Here is a 15,139-nt window from a genome sequence, read left to right as displayed (position 1 = left end):
GCCGACGAATTTCTCGTCGGCGCGCATTTTCTGTTCAGGTGCTTACTTGCTGGGATCGCAGACCTTCCACGTGCCGTCCTGGCGCTCGAGGTCGAACGTGCGCCACGACTGTTCGCCGGTGCTCGGCAAACTTGCCTGGACCTGAGCGATCGCGGTGTCGTCGGTGATGCGCACCGCATCGACGGCTCCGACCTGCGGGATCGTCTTCTGAGCGACGGCATTGTCGTGGACCTGAGCGAACGCCGCGTCCGGAATAGTGCGGTAGTACTCGCCCAGCGCGCCACACGTCGACGTTCGCAGCGTTGCCAGATCACCGGTCTGAAGAGCATCGACGTACGTCGAGATGGCGGTCTGAACCTGGGCTTCAGGTGAGCTTTCGCCGCTACCGCTGTTGGACGAGACGAAGACTGCGATGCCGATTGCCGCGAGGACGGCGACGCCGGCCGCTGCTGCCGCGATGTACCAGCCCTTGCCGCTGCGCTTGGTTTTTTCCGGCGCGGCGGGCTCGATGCGAGTCGGCATCGGCTGGGCCGGCGGTGGGGTCGCTGCGACACCCACACGTTGAGGTGCGGCGCGCTGCTGCGGTTGAGGTGCGGCGCGCTGTGGCGGTTGAGGCGCGGAGCGCTGTGGCCGTGGCGGCGGGGTTGGAGCTTGCCGGGGTGGCGGTGTCGGCTGCGCGGCTTTCGGAATCGCGACGGTGGCGGGCTCCGGCTTGGGCTGGGGTGTCGGTGCTGCTGCCGGTGTTTCTGCTGGTGTTGCTGTGGGTGCCTGAGTTGCCTTGGGGATCGCGACGGTTGGCGCGCTGGCGGCTTTGGCGTCGCCGCCCGCCTTCGAGTTCTTGTCTGCCTTCTGGATCGCCACAGTCGCAGGTTCGGTCGGGGCCGACTTCTCGGGCGCACCGTTCGGGGCTGCGCTCTTTTTCGAGTTGTCGTCTTTCGAGTCCGGCACGGGTAACCCTTCGGTCTTATGCGGCAATGACCATGTCAGGGTAACGACCGGTATGTACCGGGCATAACTCCGACCGTCGGCGAGGCGGTCCTGTGGCAGAAAGGCGTAGCGGGCACAATGAGCGCATGACCCAATTCGGTGACCTGCTCGGACCCAAGCCCACTCTGCTTCCCGGCGACGACGAGGCGGAATCGGCACTGCTCAACCACGCTGACCCGGCCCAGGTCGCGGCCGACCATCCCACTGCCTCCATCGCGTGGGCCTACCTCGCCGAGGCTGCCCTGGACAAGGGCGAAACCATCACTGCCTACGCCTACGCGCGTACCGGCTACCACCGCGGACTCGACCAACTGCGTCGTAACGGTTGGAAGGGTTTCGGTCCTGTGCCCTACAGCCATGAACCGAACCGCGGATTCCTCCGTTGCGTCGCTGTCTTGGCCAAGGCCGCGAAGACGATCGGTGAGGCCGACGAGTACGCACGCTGCCTAGATCTGCTCGAAGACTGCGATCCCAACGCCGCCGAAGCGCTTGGCCTCGGTTAGCAGTTTCCGTCCGAGCCGGGCCGGTATCAAGGACCGTGCTCGCAAATCGGTGCGTCGGCTTCAGACGTCGGCGCTACCGATCATTCAATGTGCCTTGGCGGCCGGATTGGCGTGGTGGGTTGCCACCACGGTGATCGGGCACCATGCGCCGTTCTTCGCGCCGATTGCCGCCGTGGTCTCGCTCGGTCTGTCGTTGGGCGCCCGACTACGACGTTCGTTCGAGTTGGTTGCGGGTGTCACGGTCGGTATCGGAATCGGTGACCTGATCATCTCCGGCATCGGGAGCGGACCCTGGCAGATCAGTTTGGTTGTCGTGCTGGCGATGTCCGTCGCGGTGCTACTGAACAGCGGGCCGATCTTCTCCATGCAGGCCGGAAACTCGGCCGTGCTGGTGGCGACGCTGATCCCACCGGGCGGCAGCGGCGGGCCCGATCGCATGATCGACGCCCTTGTCGGTGGTTTGGTGGGCATCGCGGTGGTCGCGATCATCCCCACGCACCCGGTACGACGCGCACGCAAGGACGCTGCATCGATTCTCGGAACAGCGTCAGAGGTACTGCAATTGGTGGCAGACGGCCTCGTCGCGAACGATCCGGACCCGATCGTGAAGGCGCTGCAGAAGGCGCGCGCAACTCAGGGTGCCATCGACGGATTGCGCAGCAACCTCCTCGGCGGGCGCGAGATCAGCCGAATCTCCCCGCTGTACTGGAACAGTCGACCGCGCCTCGAAAGGCTCATGGCGACAGCCGATCCCATCGACAACGCGATGCGCAACATTCGAGTGCTCGCGCGTCGTTCGTTGACGTTGGTCAGGGACGACGAGATCCTCGATCCTCGTCTGGTGGCTCAGGTCGAGCGCTTGTCGAAAGCCGTCGAAGTTCTCAAGGACATGATCCTGGCGGAGCCGGGGGAGCAGCCTGATCAGGCCGAGGCAGCGCGCGTCCTGCGCTCGGTGGCGAAGGAACTGAAACCGGCGATAGTCGAGAACGCGGGCCTGTCCTCGACGGTGGTGTTTGCCCAGATTCGATCGCTGGTCGTCGACCTCTTGCAGGTAGCAGGCATGAAGCGCATCTCGTCGATCGCCACTCTGCCGCCCACTGTGCCGCACCCGGCGTACGAGCCGGATCACTGACCTCTGCCTTTTCCCGCTCACTGAGCAACTCATTGTATGTATGCGAATGTATGCATATGCTCTGAGGAGGACTTGGGAGGGAACAGGACAAATGGGAGCAGGGCACGGCCATTCACACGGCCACTCGGCAGCAGATTCGGTCGGAGTAGGGCCGTCACCGCAACGCATCAAGAAAATGGCGATCGCGCTTGCGATCCTCGTTGCATTTCTCGTACTCGAAGCTACGGTCGGCATTCTGATCAACTCGCTGGCGTTGCTTGCCGACGCCGGCCACATGCTCACCGACGTGGTGGGCATGGCCATGGGATTGACGGCTTTGCTGCTCGCGAAGAAGGGCAGCACCACCGCGGCCAGGACCTTCGGTTGGCACCGCGCCGAAGTGCTGACCGCCATGGCCAACGCCGTGATGCTGCTGGCCGTCGCCGCCTGGGTCTTCTACGAGGCAATCGGCCGCATCGGTAACGAACCCGAGATCCCGGGCGGCGCCCTGATCATCACTGCGGCCGCCGGTCTGGCCGCGAACATCGTCGTGATGCTGATGCTGCGCGGCGATTCCAAGGACAGCCTCGCGGTGCGTGGCGCCTACCTCGAAGTGCTTGCAGACGCCGTCGGTAGCGTCGGAGTTCTGATTGCCGGTGGCCTTGTCCTGCTGTTCAACTGGACGTGGGCGGACGTCGTCGTCGGTGTTCTCATCTCGCTCTGGGTGGTGCCGCGTGCGATCAAACTGGCCGCAGCATCGCTGCGCATTCTGACGCAGGCGTCGCCGGCCGACGTCGACGTCGAAGCGGTCGAGGCCGACCTGGCGGCGCTGCCGAGCGTGATGGGTGTTCACGACCTACACGTCTGGACGCTCACCACCGGCATGGATGTCGCGACAGTCCACCTGACCAGTGACGCGAATTCGTCGAACGTTCTGGAATCCGCGCGCACCGTCCTCGAGAGTCACGGTCTTTCCCACGCCACCGTTCAGGTGGAATCGTGTGCCAACGGCGAGCATTGCGAGAAGAACGTCACTTGGTGAAGCGGGTGATCTCCTTGCCCGGCTTCCAGAGATCGACGTACATGTGCTCGTCGTCGACCGTCGTGTGCACCACCTCGTCGATGTCGAGGACAAAGAGGTGCAGGGGTTTCGGAACCTCGTAGGTGTAGCTTGCGAGCACGGCTTCGAACTCGTCGCCGGTCACCTCGCGTGCGATTCCGGCGATCTTCGCATCGCCGCCCTCCATGGTGTGCTCACCGGGATTGCTGTGTAGGGCGTAGCGCCCGTCACGGATGAGATCCTTCGCCTTGAGTGCGCCGAACATCGAACCGAGGACCAGACGTCCGTCGAGGATTTCGACTTCGGTGCCGCTCACGCGCGGTGAACCGTCCTTGCGCAGCGTTGCGAGGACGTGATGCTTGTGGGCTTTGAATCGTGCTTGGACCGCGTCGGCAAGAGCGGGTACTTCTTCGGAGAACTGCTTCCAAGTGACCATGACGGTCATTGTGCACCCCTATTCCTGACAACTTCTGTCAGTGATTCTCGGTAATGTTCGGTCCATGAGATCCGCGCGGTTGCTCCAACTCATGCTGCGTTTGCAGGGGAGTCGCGGCGTTATCGCCGATCAGTTGGCCGAAGAGTTCGGCGTTTCGGTGCGGACGATCTACCGCGACGTGGCCTCGTTGTCGGCTGCCGGCGTGCCGATCTGGACCGAGAGCGGCCCCGGTGGTGGCATCCGTCTGCTCGACGGTTGGCAGTCCAAGCTGTCCGGTATGACCGACGACGAGACGTCCGCACTCATGCTGTTGGGCGTGCCGTCCATCGCTGCAGATCTCGGGCGATCCGACGCCGTCGGTTCGGCGGGGGCCAAACTGCTCCGCTCACTGCCCGGTCCCCTGCGCGAGAGTGCACGACTGTGGCAGGACCGAATCCTGGTAGACGTTCCGGGTTGGTTCGGCGGCGTCGACGACATCTCTGCGCTTCCGATCGTCACATCCGCTGTGCTGGACTCGCGTCGACTGCGCTTCGCCTATCGTGATCGCGAGCGGACGGTCGATCCGCTGGGTCTGGTCATCAAAGCCGGTGTTTGGTATCTGGTGGCGGGGATGAACGGTCGAACGCTGTCGTTTCGAGTCGGGCGCATCAAAAATGCCGTGGTAGAAGATGATTCGTTCACTCGGCCGGTGGATTTCGATCTGCCGTCGTGGTGGGCGGCGTCGATGGCCGAGTTCGACCGTTCGCTGCTTCGCTTCGAGTGTCGCGTGCGGTTGTCACCAGAGGGCAGGCGCCGGCTCCCCGATGTGGTGGGCGAGCTTGCCGCTGCCGTCGAAGTGGGGCCAGAGGACAACGATGGATGGGTGAGTGCCGAGCTGAAACTCGAGAGCGAAGCTGTCGCGCTCTCGCAGTTGATCGGTTTGGGAGCGGACGTCGAAGTGCTCGAGCCACGGTCGTTGCGTGAAGGACTGCGGGCTGTGGCGGAGCAGATGGTGCTCCGCCACAACTCGCAGTGACTAGGCCGTTGCAGAACGCTTTGCGAGCAGGCGGGTGATACCCAGTTGAGCTGCGACGATGATGGCGCCGACCACCAGACCCAGTGCCGCCGACGCAAGGGTGTTGACGATCCACGCCAGTACCCCGCCGACTCCGGCGATGTCACTGACTGCTTCTTCGCCGTGATGAACGGCGTCGTACAGCGGGTGGAAGCCCAGTTCGTCGATGCCGACCAACAGGATGTGGCCACCGACCCACAGCATCGCGGCGGTACCCACGACCGAGAGCACTGACATCACGTGAGGCATGCCGCGAACGAGGCCTCGGCCGACCTTGTGGGTGAAGCCAGACGACGTCTCGGCGATCTTCAATCCGATGTCGTCCATCTTCACGATCAGTCCGACGACGCCGTAGACGACTACGGTGATGACGACCGCCACGACGGCAAGGATCACCAACCGGCTCCAGAAACCTTCGCCCGCGATGGTGTTGAGGGCGATCACCATGATCTCGGCCGACAGGATCAGGTCGGTGCGGATGGCACCCGAAACCACTGCTTCTTCGTCGCGAGGATGCTCGTCGGCGGCCTCGTGGTGGTCACCGTGGCCGAAAATTGCACCCCAGATCTTGTGAACCGCTTCGTAGCTGAGGTAACAGCCGCCGACCATCAACAGTGGCGTCAGCAGCCAGGGGAGGAACTGACTCAGCAGCAGAGCGATCGGAAGAATGATCAGCAGCTTGTTGCGCAGCGATCCGATGGCGATGCGCTTGATGATGGGCAACTCGCGTTCGGCGGCGAGCCCACGGACGTACTGCGGCGTGACGGCTGCGTCGTCGATGACGACGCCTGCCGCTTTGGCGGTCGCCTTACCGGTTGCGGCGGCAACGTCGTCGATCGAGGCGGCAGCCATACGAGCCAGGGCTGCGACGTCGTCGAGCAGGGCGAAGAGTCCTCCGGCCATCACAGACCTCCAGTGGAATCAGTGGAAAAAGGTGGCCGGACCGATCCGGTGACGCAGTTACTTGATCGCACGAGGTCTCTATCCATGATGGTCGTTGGTGAGGTCAGGTCACCTGGAACGATACCGGGGTCATCCGTCAGGGACTGCGTCGCGCGGCGGGTCGCTCTTCGTCACGAAAGGTCTTCCCGACCCGGTGCTCGCGTGTAAGACTGCACAGAAGATCGATCGAAACGGGGCACTATGCGTGAACCAGACACTGCACAGGTCGCCAAGACTTTCGACGCAATGGCGGCGCACTACGACCGACAGATCGGGCGCTTCGAGCGCTTTGTGCTCGGTGACGCCCGGAAATGGGCTGTAGATCAGGCGCATGGGCGCGTGGTCGAAATTGCCGTGGGCACCGGGCTGAACCTGCCGCTCTACGGGGACGACGTCGACTACGTCATCGGCGTGGACATCTCGACTGCGATGCTCGATCAGGCCAGGGTCAAGGTCTCCGAGGGAGTGAAGACCGAAGTCGACCTACGACTCGGAGACGTGCAAGCACTCGATGTTCCTGACGAATGCGTGGACACATTGGTCTCCACCTACGCGTTCTGCACGATCCCCGATCCGGGCCGAGTTGCCAGCGAAGCATTTCGAGTGCTGGTGCCTGGTGGTCGATTCGTGCTCGCTGAGCACGGGCCGAGCACCAACACGGTTGTACGGGCGCTGATGAAGGCCGTCGAACCGCTTTCTGTACGGTTCGGTGCCGATCACCTCACCCGCGAACCGGTCGGATACCTCGAAAACGCAGGCTTCCTGATCGACGAGGTGCAGCGCAGTGGACGGGGTGGAATCGTGTTCCGGGTCGTTGCGCGCAAGCCGGATCCCGAATGGACGGCACTCGGTCACTAGTGTCCGAGTGCCGTCCAGCGGTGCCCGCTCAGCCCAAGCGCTCCAGGATGGTTGCGTTGGCCAGCCCACCTGCCTCACACATGGTTTGGAGTCCGTAGCGCGCGCCGCGCTGCTCCATCGCGTTGACCAGGGTGGTCATGATCCGCGTTCCGCTGCCACCTAGTGGGTGGCCGAGCGCGATGGCGCCGCCGTGGACGTTCACCTTGGACAGATCGACGCCGGTGTCCGCTGCCCACGAGAGAACGACGGGGGCAAAGGCCTCGTTGACCTCGAACAGATCGATGTCCGAGACCGTCAACCCCGCACGGGCCAAGACCTTCTCGGTGGCCGGGATGACCGCCGTGAGCATGTACAGCGGATCGTCGCCGGCGACAGCGAAGCTGTGCAGCCGTGCCTTCGGGGTGAGGCCGAGTTTCGCGGCGATCTCACTGGTCGTGATCATCACCGCCGAACTGCCGTCCGAAAGCGGGCTGCTGTTGCCCGCGGTGATGGACCAGTCGATCTGTGGGAATCGCTGGGCGTAGTAGTCGGATTCGAAGGCGGTCCGTAGGCCGGCAAGGGTCTCGACCGTGGTACCGGGGCGGATGGCCTCGTCGACCGACAGCTGCGGGAGCGTGGCGAGTTCCTTGGTGAAGTAACCACTCTCGGTTGCCAGCGCGGCTTTCCGATGACTCGACGCCGAGAATTCGTCGAGTTGGGTGCGGCTCAGTCCCCACTTGGCAGCGATCAATTCGGCGCTGATGCCCTGCGGTACCAGTCCGTCCGGGTAACGCTCTTCGAAACCTACACCGAGTGACTCGCGCCCGACGCTGCTCGAGCCCATCGGGACTCGGCTCATCGACTCGACTCCGGCAGCGACAACGATGTCGTACGCACCGGCAATAACGCCCTGAGCAGCAAAATGAACTGCTTGTTGGCTACTTCCACACTGTCGGTCGACGGTGGTTCCCGGTACCGACTCAGGGTAGCCGGCGGCGAGAAGGGCAGTGCGAGTGACATTTTGGCTCTGTTCACCGACTTGACTGACCGCGCCGCCGATGACGTCGTCGATCAGCGCGGCATCGATCCCGGTGCGCTCGACTACCGCTTTGAGGCTGTGGGCGAGGAGGTCGACGGCGTTGATGCCGTGCAGGGCGCCGTTCGCCTTTCCCTTGCCGATCGGAGTGCGAACGGCTTCGACGATAACTGCGTCTCTCATGACAAATTCCTTTCAGGGATGGCGGATTCAGCAGGGACAACTGGGGTGGGTGTGGTCGCAGGCGTCATTCCCAGCGATGCCAGGGCAGACACAAGCGCGACGGCAAAGATCACCCACCAGGCCTGGCGGAAGGTGTCGGGGTCGACGGAGGAGCCGAGAACCGCGATCAGAACACTCACGCCGAGAACGGTTCCGATCTGTCGGCTCATGCTGACGATAGCGCTACCGGTGGCCGATCGGGCCGGTGCAAGATCCGCCGTGGCCTGCGACAGAATGGTCGGCAGGGCAAGGCCGACACCAATTCCGGCGATGATCCAGCCCGGCAGGAGTCCGGTCGCGTAGTTGGGCGTCGAATCAACCGAGACGAGAACGAGTACGGTTCCGACTGCCCACAGAAGGCTGCCGAGTGCGGCGACGCGTCCCGCCGAGTACTTGCGCGAAAGCGATCCACCGGCGATCGCGAACAGCGGAACCAGAAGCGGACCCGGCGAGACGGCGAAGCCGGTGCGCAATGCCGAGTATCCCCAAACTTCTTGCAGCCAGAGGATATTCGAGAGCAGTCCGGCAGCAAATGCCGCGCTGAACAAGATGGCGGTGACGTTGGACCAGGCAAAGGAGCGGATCTTCAGAAGATCGGGAGCAATCAACGGAGTGCGATGGCGAGAGTTGCTCCACCAGAACGAAAGTAGGGTCGCGACGGCGACGGCGAAGGCGATCAGAACGCGGTTGTCGGTCCATCCCCAATCAGGTCCCTGGACGAGTGCCAGCGCGAGAGAGCCGATTCCGACGGTGAGGAGGGCGGCGCCGACGAAGTCGATCCCGGCATCGGAGTCCTTGTGTGTTGTATCCGGGACGAGTCGGACTGCGAAGTAGAGCAATACGATCCCGACTGGAACATTGATCAGGAAGACCCAGCGCCACGACGCCTCGACGAGAATGCCGCCCACGACGGGGCCGAATGCCGCAGCGGCCGCGCCGGCTGCCGCCCAGATGCGTACGCCGGATTGACGTTTCGCAGCCGGGAGTGCACTGATCAGGAGGCCGAGGCTGGCCGGGGTGAGCGCTGCGGCGCCGACTGCCTGAACGATGCGGAATGCCACCAGTGCCCACAATGACGGACTGAAAGCGCAGGCGGCGCTGGCGAGGGTGAACAGTGCGAGGCCGGCGATGAAGGCGCGCTTGTGCCCGATCCGGTCCGCCCAGCGTCCGAGGGGGATCAACAGCGCGGCGTAGACGATCGCGTAGCTGTTGAGGATCCAACTGAACTCGCCGAGCGAGTGGCCCGGGTAGCTCTTGGCGATGTCGCCGAAGGCCACGTTGACCACAAAAAGATCGAGGCTGGCGACAAACGGCGCTCCCGACAGAATTGCGAGGAGCGGCCCAGTCCGCACTGGCTGGCTATGAAGTTCCATAGTCAGCAATCTAGACTCTGGCTATGGTTATGGCAAGCCAGGGGGTATGGTGAATTGCATGGACGCTGTACGACTGACCGGAGTGCTCGAAGATCGCGACGCCTGGCGGGCCACGCACTGTTCGATCGGGCGGGCGATGGAAGTGGTCGGCACCCGGTCCGCGATGCTCATTCTGCGAGAGGCCTATTACGGCACAACGCGTTTCGACGACTTCGCGTCGCGAGTCGGCATCACCGAGGCGGTTGCGTCGGCAAGGCTGAAAGAACTCACTGAGGCGGGACTGTTCGAGCGTGTGCCGTACAAGGAGCCTGGAAAGCGGACGCGGCACGAGTACGTGCTCACCGAGAAGGGTCGTGACCTGCTGCCGGCGGTTCTTGCGCTGATGCAGTGGGGGGACAAGTATCTGCACGGCGGAAAAGGTGGACCGTTGGAGGTGGCGGACGACGCCACTGGCGAGCGTGTTCGCGTCGAGGTGCGCAGTGAGTCGGGTCGTGAAGTGCCTTTGGGGGAGTTGCGAGTCTCTGTCAACGAATCGCGTCGGCGGTTGCGCGAATAGCAATGCATCTCAACAGCTCTCGAGTGTAGATCTTCTCGAAGTTGTCCGCTTTGGCTCTGGTTCTCGAAAGTATGTTCGATTAAACTTTGGGTATGAACAGTCGGGAAGCATGGCAGCTGGATGACGAGGGCCTCAAGTGTGAGGTTCTGGATCTGGTGCGTGTCCGACACGAGTTGCAGTCGCGGTTGGTGTTGTTGATCGTGGAGATGTTTTCCCGTGAGGTTCTCGGGGGGAAGGGTTTTCGGGCGATCGCGCAGTGGTTGCATGGTTCGACGAATCTCGAGATCGGTGAGTGCAGTCTGCTGGTCGGGTTGGCGCGGTTGTTGATGCTCGAACCCGTGGTGGGCGATGCGTTTCACCGGGGTGATGTTGATGCGTTGAAAGCCCGGCAGGTGGCGTCGTTTTGTCAGCATCCGCCGAAGAACATGACGCCGGCGGATGTGGACAAGGCCCGCGGGATCTTGTTGGGGTTGGCGTCGAAGAACATTGCCGATTGTGATGCGGTGCGGGCGGCGATCCGGCGGATCGAGAAGCAATATGGCAAGCGTGAGGACGGTGTTCCGGTCGGGGAAGATTCGGAGCGGAATGAGTTCTACGCCTCGAAAGGCTTGTACGGCAGAGTAACTGTGAAGGGTGATCTGGATGCGGTCAACGGGGCGCGTCTGATCACGCTGCTGTCGAGCCTGTCGGCTCCGACGCCGGAGAAGGACGGTGTCAAGGACACCCGCACGCCGGCATTACGACGGGCGGACGGGTTTTGCGAGTTGTTGCGCCGGTACGAGCGGGCGGGGTTGGGTCCGATCGAAGGCGGCGTGAAACCACACATCACGGTCACCGCCAGCGCGAAAGACATGACGGACCTTAAAGTTCTGAAAGACCTCCTGCCGTCCACCGATGAACTCGGATTCGCGTGGACCGATTGGGTAGGCCCCATCAGTATCGACACCGCCCGGATGCTCGCCTGCGACTGCACCGTCACCCGGATCCTCCTGGATGAGAATGGTGTTCCGCTCGACTGCGGTAAGGAAGCGAGAACGGCGACGGTGCCGCAGCGGCGGGCGTTGGCAGTTCGGGATGGCGGGTGTGCGTTTCCGGGGTGCGGGACGCCGTCGGGGTGGTGCGATGCTCATCATATTGTTCACTGGAACGATGGTGGCCCAACAGATCTCGACAACCTGATCTTGTTATGTGGTCACCATCATCGGACGATGCACCACACCGAGTGGCGGGTGGAGATCGGACCGGATCGGAAGACGGTGTTCTATCCACCGATGTCGATCGATCCGTATCAGCAGCCGATCGGCGGGAACAGCCCACCGACAGCAGCCTGAAGTGAAACAACTCGAGACCCGAGCACCGGGGCACAACCATGCCCCGGTGCTCGAGCCCGCGTTTGGGAGTCTGGGTGGTTGGCTGGGTGGCTGTGTGTCAGCTCAGCGACTTCTTGAACCCGACGTGGGAGGCGACAAATCCGAGTCGCTCGTAGAAGTCGTGGGCTTCCTTGCGAGTTTGATCCGAGGTGAGCTGCGCCAGGAACGCGCCGCGCCGGGCACCTTCTTCGCAGGCCCAACGGATCATCGAACTGCCGATGCCCTTGCTCCGGTAATCCTCGTGGACGCGAACAGCTTCGATCTGCAGTCGTGTCGCCCCCATTCGGCTCATACCCGGAATGAAGGTCAATTGCATGGTGCCGATTACCGCGTCACCGACCAGAACGGTGACGAGGAGTTGCGCCGGATCCTCGTCGATTCGCTTGAATGCGTCCTCGTAGATCGTTCGGGCCTCGGGGTTGGTCGTCTCCCGGGTGCTCCCGATCGGGTCGTCGGCGAGCAAGTCGATCAGTGCTTCCACGTGTCGAATCTCGGCCCGCGTGAGGGTGTACTCCACTCCGCCGGACTGAAATGACGTCGCAATCATCGATGCTCTCCTGAAGAAGAATGAATGTCTGAAATGTCAGACTCTCACGAGTCTCCTCCAGTGCACTCGATCACGTCCAAAAACGCATGAGGGCGTTACCGAGCATGGCGTAGTAGTCGGACACACCGCTCAGTTCGAAGATCCAGTAGATCGCGTCGAAGAAGACGACATTGATCTGTGGGACGAACAGGAGCGCAACCAGCAGGAGCAGTCCGTACGGCTTGAACTGGTCGAGTTGGTGCCGTGTGTTGGGTGCGAGGTAGGGCTCCAGTGCGTTGTAACCGTCCAGACCGGGGACTGGGAGCAGGTTCAAAACTGTTGCCATGACCTGCAAGAAGGCCAGGAAACTGAGGCCGGCCCAGAACGTCAGATGCTCGGCCGATGAGCCGTACGTACGTATGACGACGAGGAGAATTACCGCGGCGACGGCGTTCGTGAACGGACCGGCGAGCGATATTCGCGCCTGCACCTTGGGCGGGAACATCCCGGTGCGCAGGTACACGGCGCCGCCGGGAAGCCCGATGCCGCCCAAGGCGATGAACAGCACCGGCAGACCGATCGAGAGCATCGGATGGCTGTACTTGAGCGGGTTGAGCGTCAGATAACCACGAGCCTCGACGTCGGTGTCTCCGTGACGCCACGCCAGATATGCATGGGCGAACTCGTGCAAGCACAGCGTGACCACCCAGCCTGCGACCACGAGGACAAAAACACCCGCACGGCCCGCGATGGAACCCCACGTCGAGTTCCAGGCGACAACTCCGGCGATGACGGTGATCGCAACTACGCCCAGGAAGACAGGGCTCGGACGAACCGCCGACCGTGCTGCTCCGGTTCTCACCTGACCAACAACCAAGTCTTGTCGTGCCGGTAGAAGGTCGAACGCTTGAGATCGCGTGGGTTGGCCACCCCGTCGCGAACCAGGCGCGCTGCCGGCGAGCCCAGCTGAATCGCTCGTCCTTCCAGCCAGCGTCGCCCGCTCCAGCGACTCTTGCGGTCGACCGATGCCTTGATCCCCGGGAGCTTGGGGCTCGGCACAATCCGGATACCGGGGACTGTGCCGGAGAACAGCTTGTTGTCGTCGACATACGCCTCGCCGATCAATTCGGCGGCATCGGCCGGACCCGTGACAGTTGCCGCACCGACCAGCGCGATTCCGGCGTCGTCGCGAATGAGCGGCACGGTGTGGACTGTGCCTTTCAACGCCGTGCGCGCCGCCCGGGCACCGGTTGCGAGTTTGTACGCGTCGGTTGCGTCGGACCTGTTCTCGGTGACGTAGGCGAGTTCGACGTTGAGTCGCTCCAGTCGCATCAACCGTGTCAATGCCGCGGCAAACGCGCCGTCGTTACCCACGACGATCAAGCGAGGCTCCGTGACGACCTGCAGTTGGGACAGGGCCTCGTCGAAGTCCTGCTTCTCCGGAAGTTCAGGGACAGTGAACGACGTGAGTTCACCCAGGGGGAGTGGAACCGGCGAATCGCCACATTTGAGCACCACAGGGGTCAAAGCCACTCCTAGCTCGATCAAGACTTCTTCTCGGGTAGTGGGACCTCGCCACCCTTCCCCGAAATGGCCGTCCGAATCACTGCCGACGATCTTAGTGCGAGTCTCTGTGTCGACTCGCAATCGTGATGGTCACCGGCCAAATTCTGGACCGTCAGGTCTGGTCTGGTGCTCTGGGCTAGACTGCTCCTTCGGTCACTGCAACAGTTCGGCGCTGCATCATGTGCGCGGAAGCCAGGCAGTACCAATGCGGCGGGACAACTGCTGCACGTCGACCGTAGGAGACAACGTCATGCCGGCAATCGTCCTGATCGGCGCCCAGTGGGGCGACGAAGGTAAGGGCAAAGCTACAGATCTACTGGGCGAGCAGCTTCAGTGGGTCGTGCGATACCAGGGCGGTAACAACGCCGGACACACCGTGGTTCTGCCGAACGGTGACAAGTTCGCACTGCACCTCATCCCGTCCGGAATCCTCACCCCCGCCGTCAACAACGTCATCGGTAACGGTGTCGTCGTCGACCCGGGTGTGTTGTTGACCGAATTGGCAGGCCTGGAAGAGCGCGGCGTGGACACGTCCCGCCTGCTGCTTTCTGCTGATGCGCACCTGATCATGCCGTACCACGTGGCCATCGACAAGGTCACCGAACGCTTCCTGGGAGCGAAGAAGATCGGCACGACCGGCCGCGGTATCGGCCCGTGCTACCAGGACAAGATCGCCCGTGTCGGTGTCCGTGCTGCGGACGTCCTGGACGAGAAGATCCTGACCCAGAAGGTCGAAGCGGCACTCGAATTCAAGAACCAGGTGCTGGTCAAGATCTACAACCGCAAGGCACTCGACCCGGAGCAGGTCGTCGAAGAGGTACTGACGCAGGCCGAGGGTTTCAAGCACCGCATCTCGGACACGCGCCTGGAGCTCAACCTCGCCCTCGAGCGCGGCGAGACCGTCTTGCTCGAAGGTTCGCAGGGCACTCTGCTGGACGTCGACCACGGCACGTACCCGTACGTGACCTCGTCCAACCCCACCTCGGGTGGTGCGGCGGTCGGTTCGGGCATCGGTCCCACCAAGATCACCACGGTGCTCGGAATCCTTAAGGCGTACACGACGCGTGTCGGTTCCGGTCCGTTCCCGACGGAGCTGTTCGACGATCACGGCGCATACCTGGCGAAGCAGGGCGGCGAGGTCGGTGTCACCACCGGACGCGCTCGTCGTACGGGATGGTTCGACGCTGTCATCGCGCGTTACGCGACGCGCGTCAACGGCATCACCGACTACTTCCTCACCAAGCTGGACGTGTTGAGCAGCCTCGACACCGTGCCGATCTGTGTCGCGTACGAGGTGGACGGTGTCCGCCACGACGAAATGCCGATGTCGCAGAGCGACATTCACCACGCCAAGCCCATCTACGAAGAGATGCCAGGCTGGTGGGAAGACATCTCGGAGGCTCGCACCTTCGAGGAACTGCCGCAGAATGCGCAGAACTACGTGCTTCGGCTCGAAGAGCTTTCGGGTGCGTTCATCTCCTGCATCGGTGTCGGTCCCGGCCGCGACGAGACGATCGTCCGGCGCGAGATCGTCCGCTAGTTCGTTCCCTCGAAATCCCC

16 protein-coding genes are annotated in these 15,139 nt (G+C 62.9%); 8 read left to right on the top strand and 8 right to left on the bottom strand.

The genetic code is table 11. From position 1 onward, the window contains the following. Positions 1–42: 42 nt before the first annotated feature. Positions 43–948: a nuclear transport factor 2 family protein gene (locus tag CPI83_RS22115; protein WP_097387713.1), complete on the bottom strand. Its 906-nt coding sequence runs from the start codon at positions 946–948 to the stop codon at positions 43–45. A gap of 125 nt (positions 949–1,073) precedes the next feature. On the opposite strand from CPI83_RS22115, the gene CPI83_RS22110 reads away from it, so the two are divergent. The 3 genes from CPI83_RS22110 (at position 1,074) to CPI83_RS22100 (ending at position 3,643) form a co-directional block, all read left to right on the top strand. Further along, complete coding sequence (locus CPI83_RS22110) at positions 1,074–1,490, top strand: DUF3151 domain-containing protein (RefSeq protein WP_003944361.1); 417 nt, start codon at positions 1,074–1,076, stop codon at positions 1,488–1,490. Further along, entirely contained in the window at positions 1,477–2,622 is a 1,146-nt protein-coding gene (locus CPI83_RS22105; protein WP_019749453.1) for an FUSC family protein, read from the top strand. The genes CPI83_RS22110 and CPI83_RS22105 overlap by 14 nt, the downstream gene beginning before the upstream one ends. Positions 2,623–2,713: 91 nt before the next feature. Continuing rightward, positions 2,714–3,643, top strand: coding sequence for a cation diffusion facilitator family transporter (locus CPI83_RS22100; protein ID WP_019749454.1), 930 nt, complete (start codon positions 2,714–2,716; stop codon positions 3,641–3,643). Here the strand turns inward: CPI83_RS22100 and CPI83_RS22095 are convergent. Continuing rightward, positions 3,633–4,097, bottom strand: a complete 465-nt coding sequence (locus CPI83_RS22095; RefSeq protein ID WP_029254754.1) for a pyridoxamine 5'-phosphate oxidase family protein — start codon at positions 4,095–4,097, stop codon at positions 3,633–3,635. The genes CPI83_RS22100 and CPI83_RS22095 overlap by 11 nt on opposite strands. A gap of 64 nt (positions 4,098–4,161) precedes the next feature. On the opposite strand from CPI83_RS22095, the gene CPI83_RS22090 reads away from it, so the two are divergent. Further along, positions 4,162–5,112: a YafY family protein gene (locus tag CPI83_RS22090; RefSeq protein WP_097387712.1), complete on the top strand. Its 951-nt coding sequence runs from the start codon at positions 4,162–4,164 to the stop codon at positions 5,110–5,112. On the opposite strand, the gene CPI83_RS22085 is transcribed toward CPI83_RS22090, so the two are convergent. Continuing rightward, the gene (locus CPI83_RS22085; protein WP_097387711.1) at positions 5,113–6,054 is read right to left on the bottom strand and encodes a DUF808 domain-containing protein; all 942 of its coding nucleotides are present in this window, start codon (positions 6,052–6,054) and stop codon (positions 5,113–5,115) included. It abuts the gene before it with no gap. Between the two features lie 240 nt (positions 6,055–6,294). Between CPI83_RS22085 and CPI83_RS22080 the strand changes: the two genes are divergently transcribed. Further along, positions 6,295–6,951, top strand: a complete 657-nt coding sequence (locus CPI83_RS22080) for a methyltransferase domain-containing protein (protein ID WP_097387710.1) — start codon at positions 6,295–6,297, stop codon at positions 6,949–6,951. A gap of 28 nt (positions 6,952–6,979) precedes the next feature. On the opposite strand, the gene CPI83_RS22075 is transcribed toward CPI83_RS22080, so the two are convergent. After that, positions 6,980–8,149 (bottom strand): thiolase family protein, encoded by a 1,170-nt coding sequence (locus CPI83_RS22075; RefSeq protein WP_097387709.1) that lies wholly within the window; start codon positions 8,147–8,149, stop codon positions 6,980–6,982. Continuing rightward, the gene (locus tag CPI83_RS22070) at positions 8,146–9,561 is read right to left on the bottom strand and encodes an MFS transporter (protein WP_029254758.1); all 1,416 of its coding nucleotides are present in this window, start codon (positions 9,559–9,561) and stop codon (positions 8,146–8,148) included. The genes CPI83_RS22075 and CPI83_RS22070 overlap by 4 nt, the downstream gene beginning before the upstream one ends. A gap of 58 nt (positions 9,562–9,619) precedes the next feature. Here CPI83_RS22070 and CPI83_RS22065 point away from each other — a divergent pair, with 58 nt between their 5' ends. Continuing rightward, positions 9,620–10,117, top strand: a complete 498-nt coding sequence (locus tag CPI83_RS22065) for a helix-turn-helix domain-containing protein (protein ID WP_003944415.1) — start codon at positions 9,620–9,622, stop codon at positions 10,115–10,117. Positions 10,118–10,209: 92 nt separating this feature from the next. Then, complete coding sequence (locus tag CPI83_RS22060) at positions 10,210–11,448, top strand: HNH endonuclease signature motif containing protein (protein WP_097387708.1); 1,239 nt, start codon at positions 10,210–10,212, stop codon at positions 11,446–11,448. Positions 11,449–11,545: 97 nt separating this feature from the next. On the opposite strand, the gene CPI83_RS22055 is transcribed toward CPI83_RS22060, so the two are convergent. The 3 genes from CPI83_RS22055 to CPI83_RS22045 form a co-directional block, all read right to left on the bottom strand. Then, positions 11,546–12,034 carry a GNAT family N-acetyltransferase gene (locus CPI83_RS22055; RefSeq protein ID WP_007726792.1) on the bottom strand — a complete coding sequence of 163 codons (489 nt, stop codon included), beginning with the start codon at positions 12,032–12,034 and terminating at the stop codon, positions 11,546–11,548. 70 nt (positions 12,035–12,104) lie between these two features. Further along, positions 12,105–12,875 (bottom strand): site-2 protease family protein, encoded by a 771-nt coding sequence (locus CPI83_RS22050; RefSeq protein ID WP_019749468.1) that lies wholly within the window; start codon positions 12,873–12,875, stop codon positions 12,105–12,107. Next, positions 12,872–13,546, bottom strand: coding sequence for a hypothetical protein (locus tag CPI83_RS22045; RefSeq protein WP_019749469.1), 675 nt, complete (start codon positions 13,544–13,546; stop codon positions 12,872–12,874). Before CPI83_RS22045 ends, CPI83_RS22050 begins: the two co-directional genes overlap by 4 nt. A 283-nt stretch (positions 13,547–13,829) precedes the next feature. Here CPI83_RS22045 and CPI83_RS22040 point away from each other — a divergent pair, with 283 nt between their 5' ends. Then, entirely contained in the window at positions 13,830–15,119 is a 1,290-nt protein-coding gene (locus CPI83_RS22040; protein ID WP_097387707.1) for an adenylosuccinate synthase, read from the top strand. Positions 15,120–15,139 lie beyond the last annotated feature (20 nt).

Origin of the sequence: Rhodococcus sp. H-CA8f (assembly GCF_002501585.1) — a bacterium.
GTDB classification, from domain to species: Bacteria; Actinomycetota; Actinomycetes; order Mycobacteriales; family Mycobacteriaceae; genus Rhodococcus_F; species Rhodococcus_F erythropolis.
The sequence above is the reverse complement of the archived record's forward strand: the minus strand, read 5'-3'. Positions and strand labels throughout refer to the sequence as shown.

Excerpts from the sequence above, each read along its gene's own strand:
- CPI83_RS22055 (WP_007726792.1), bottom strand. The coding sequence starts at position 12,034 with ATGATTGCGACGTCATTTCAGTCCGGCGGAGTGGAGTACACCCTCACG.
- CPI83_RS22080 (WP_097387710.1), top strand. The coding sequence starts at position 6,295 with ATGCGTGAACCAGACACTGCACAGGTCGCCAAGACTTTCGACGCAATG.
- CPI83_RS22070 (WP_029254758.1), bottom strand. The coding sequence starts at position 9,561 with ATGGAACTTCATAGCCAGCCAGTGCGGACTGGGCCGCTCCTCGCAATT.
- CPI83_RS22040 (WP_097387707.1), top strand. The coding sequence starts at position 13,830 with ATGCCGGCAATCGTCCTGATCGGCGCCCAGTGGGGCGACGAAGGTAAG.
- CPI83_RS22095 (WP_029254754.1), bottom strand. The coding sequence starts at position 4,097 with ATGGTCACTTGGAAGCAGTTCTCCGAAGAAGTACCCGCTCTTGCCGAC.
- CPI83_RS22085 (WP_097387711.1), bottom strand. The coding sequence starts at position 6,054 with ATGGCCGGAGGACTCTTCGCCCTGCTCGACGACGTCGCAGCCCTGGCT.
- CPI83_RS22090 (WP_097387712.1), top strand. The coding sequence starts at position 4,162 with ATGAGATCCGCGCGGTTGCTCCAACTCATGCTGCGTTTGCAGGGGAGT.
- CPI83_RS22060 (WP_097387708.1), top strand. The coding sequence starts at position 10,210 with ATGAACAGTCGGGAAGCATGGCAGCTGGATGACGAGGGCCTCAAGTGT.
- CPI83_RS22065 (WP_003944415.1), top strand. The coding sequence starts at position 9,620 with ATGGACGCTGTACGACTGACCGGAGTGCTCGAAGATCGCGACGCCTGG.
- CPI83_RS22075 (WP_097387709.1), bottom strand. The coding sequence starts at position 8,149 with ATGAGAGACGCAGTTATCGTCGAAGCCGTTCGCACTCCGATCGGCAAG.
- CPI83_RS22110 (WP_003944361.1), top strand. The coding sequence starts at position 1,074 with ATGACCCAATTCGGTGACCTGCTCGGACCCAAGCCCACTCTGCTTCCC.
- CPI83_RS22100 (WP_019749454.1), top strand. The coding sequence starts at position 2,714 with ATGGGAGCAGGGCACGGCCATTCACACGGCCACTCGGCAGCAGATTCG.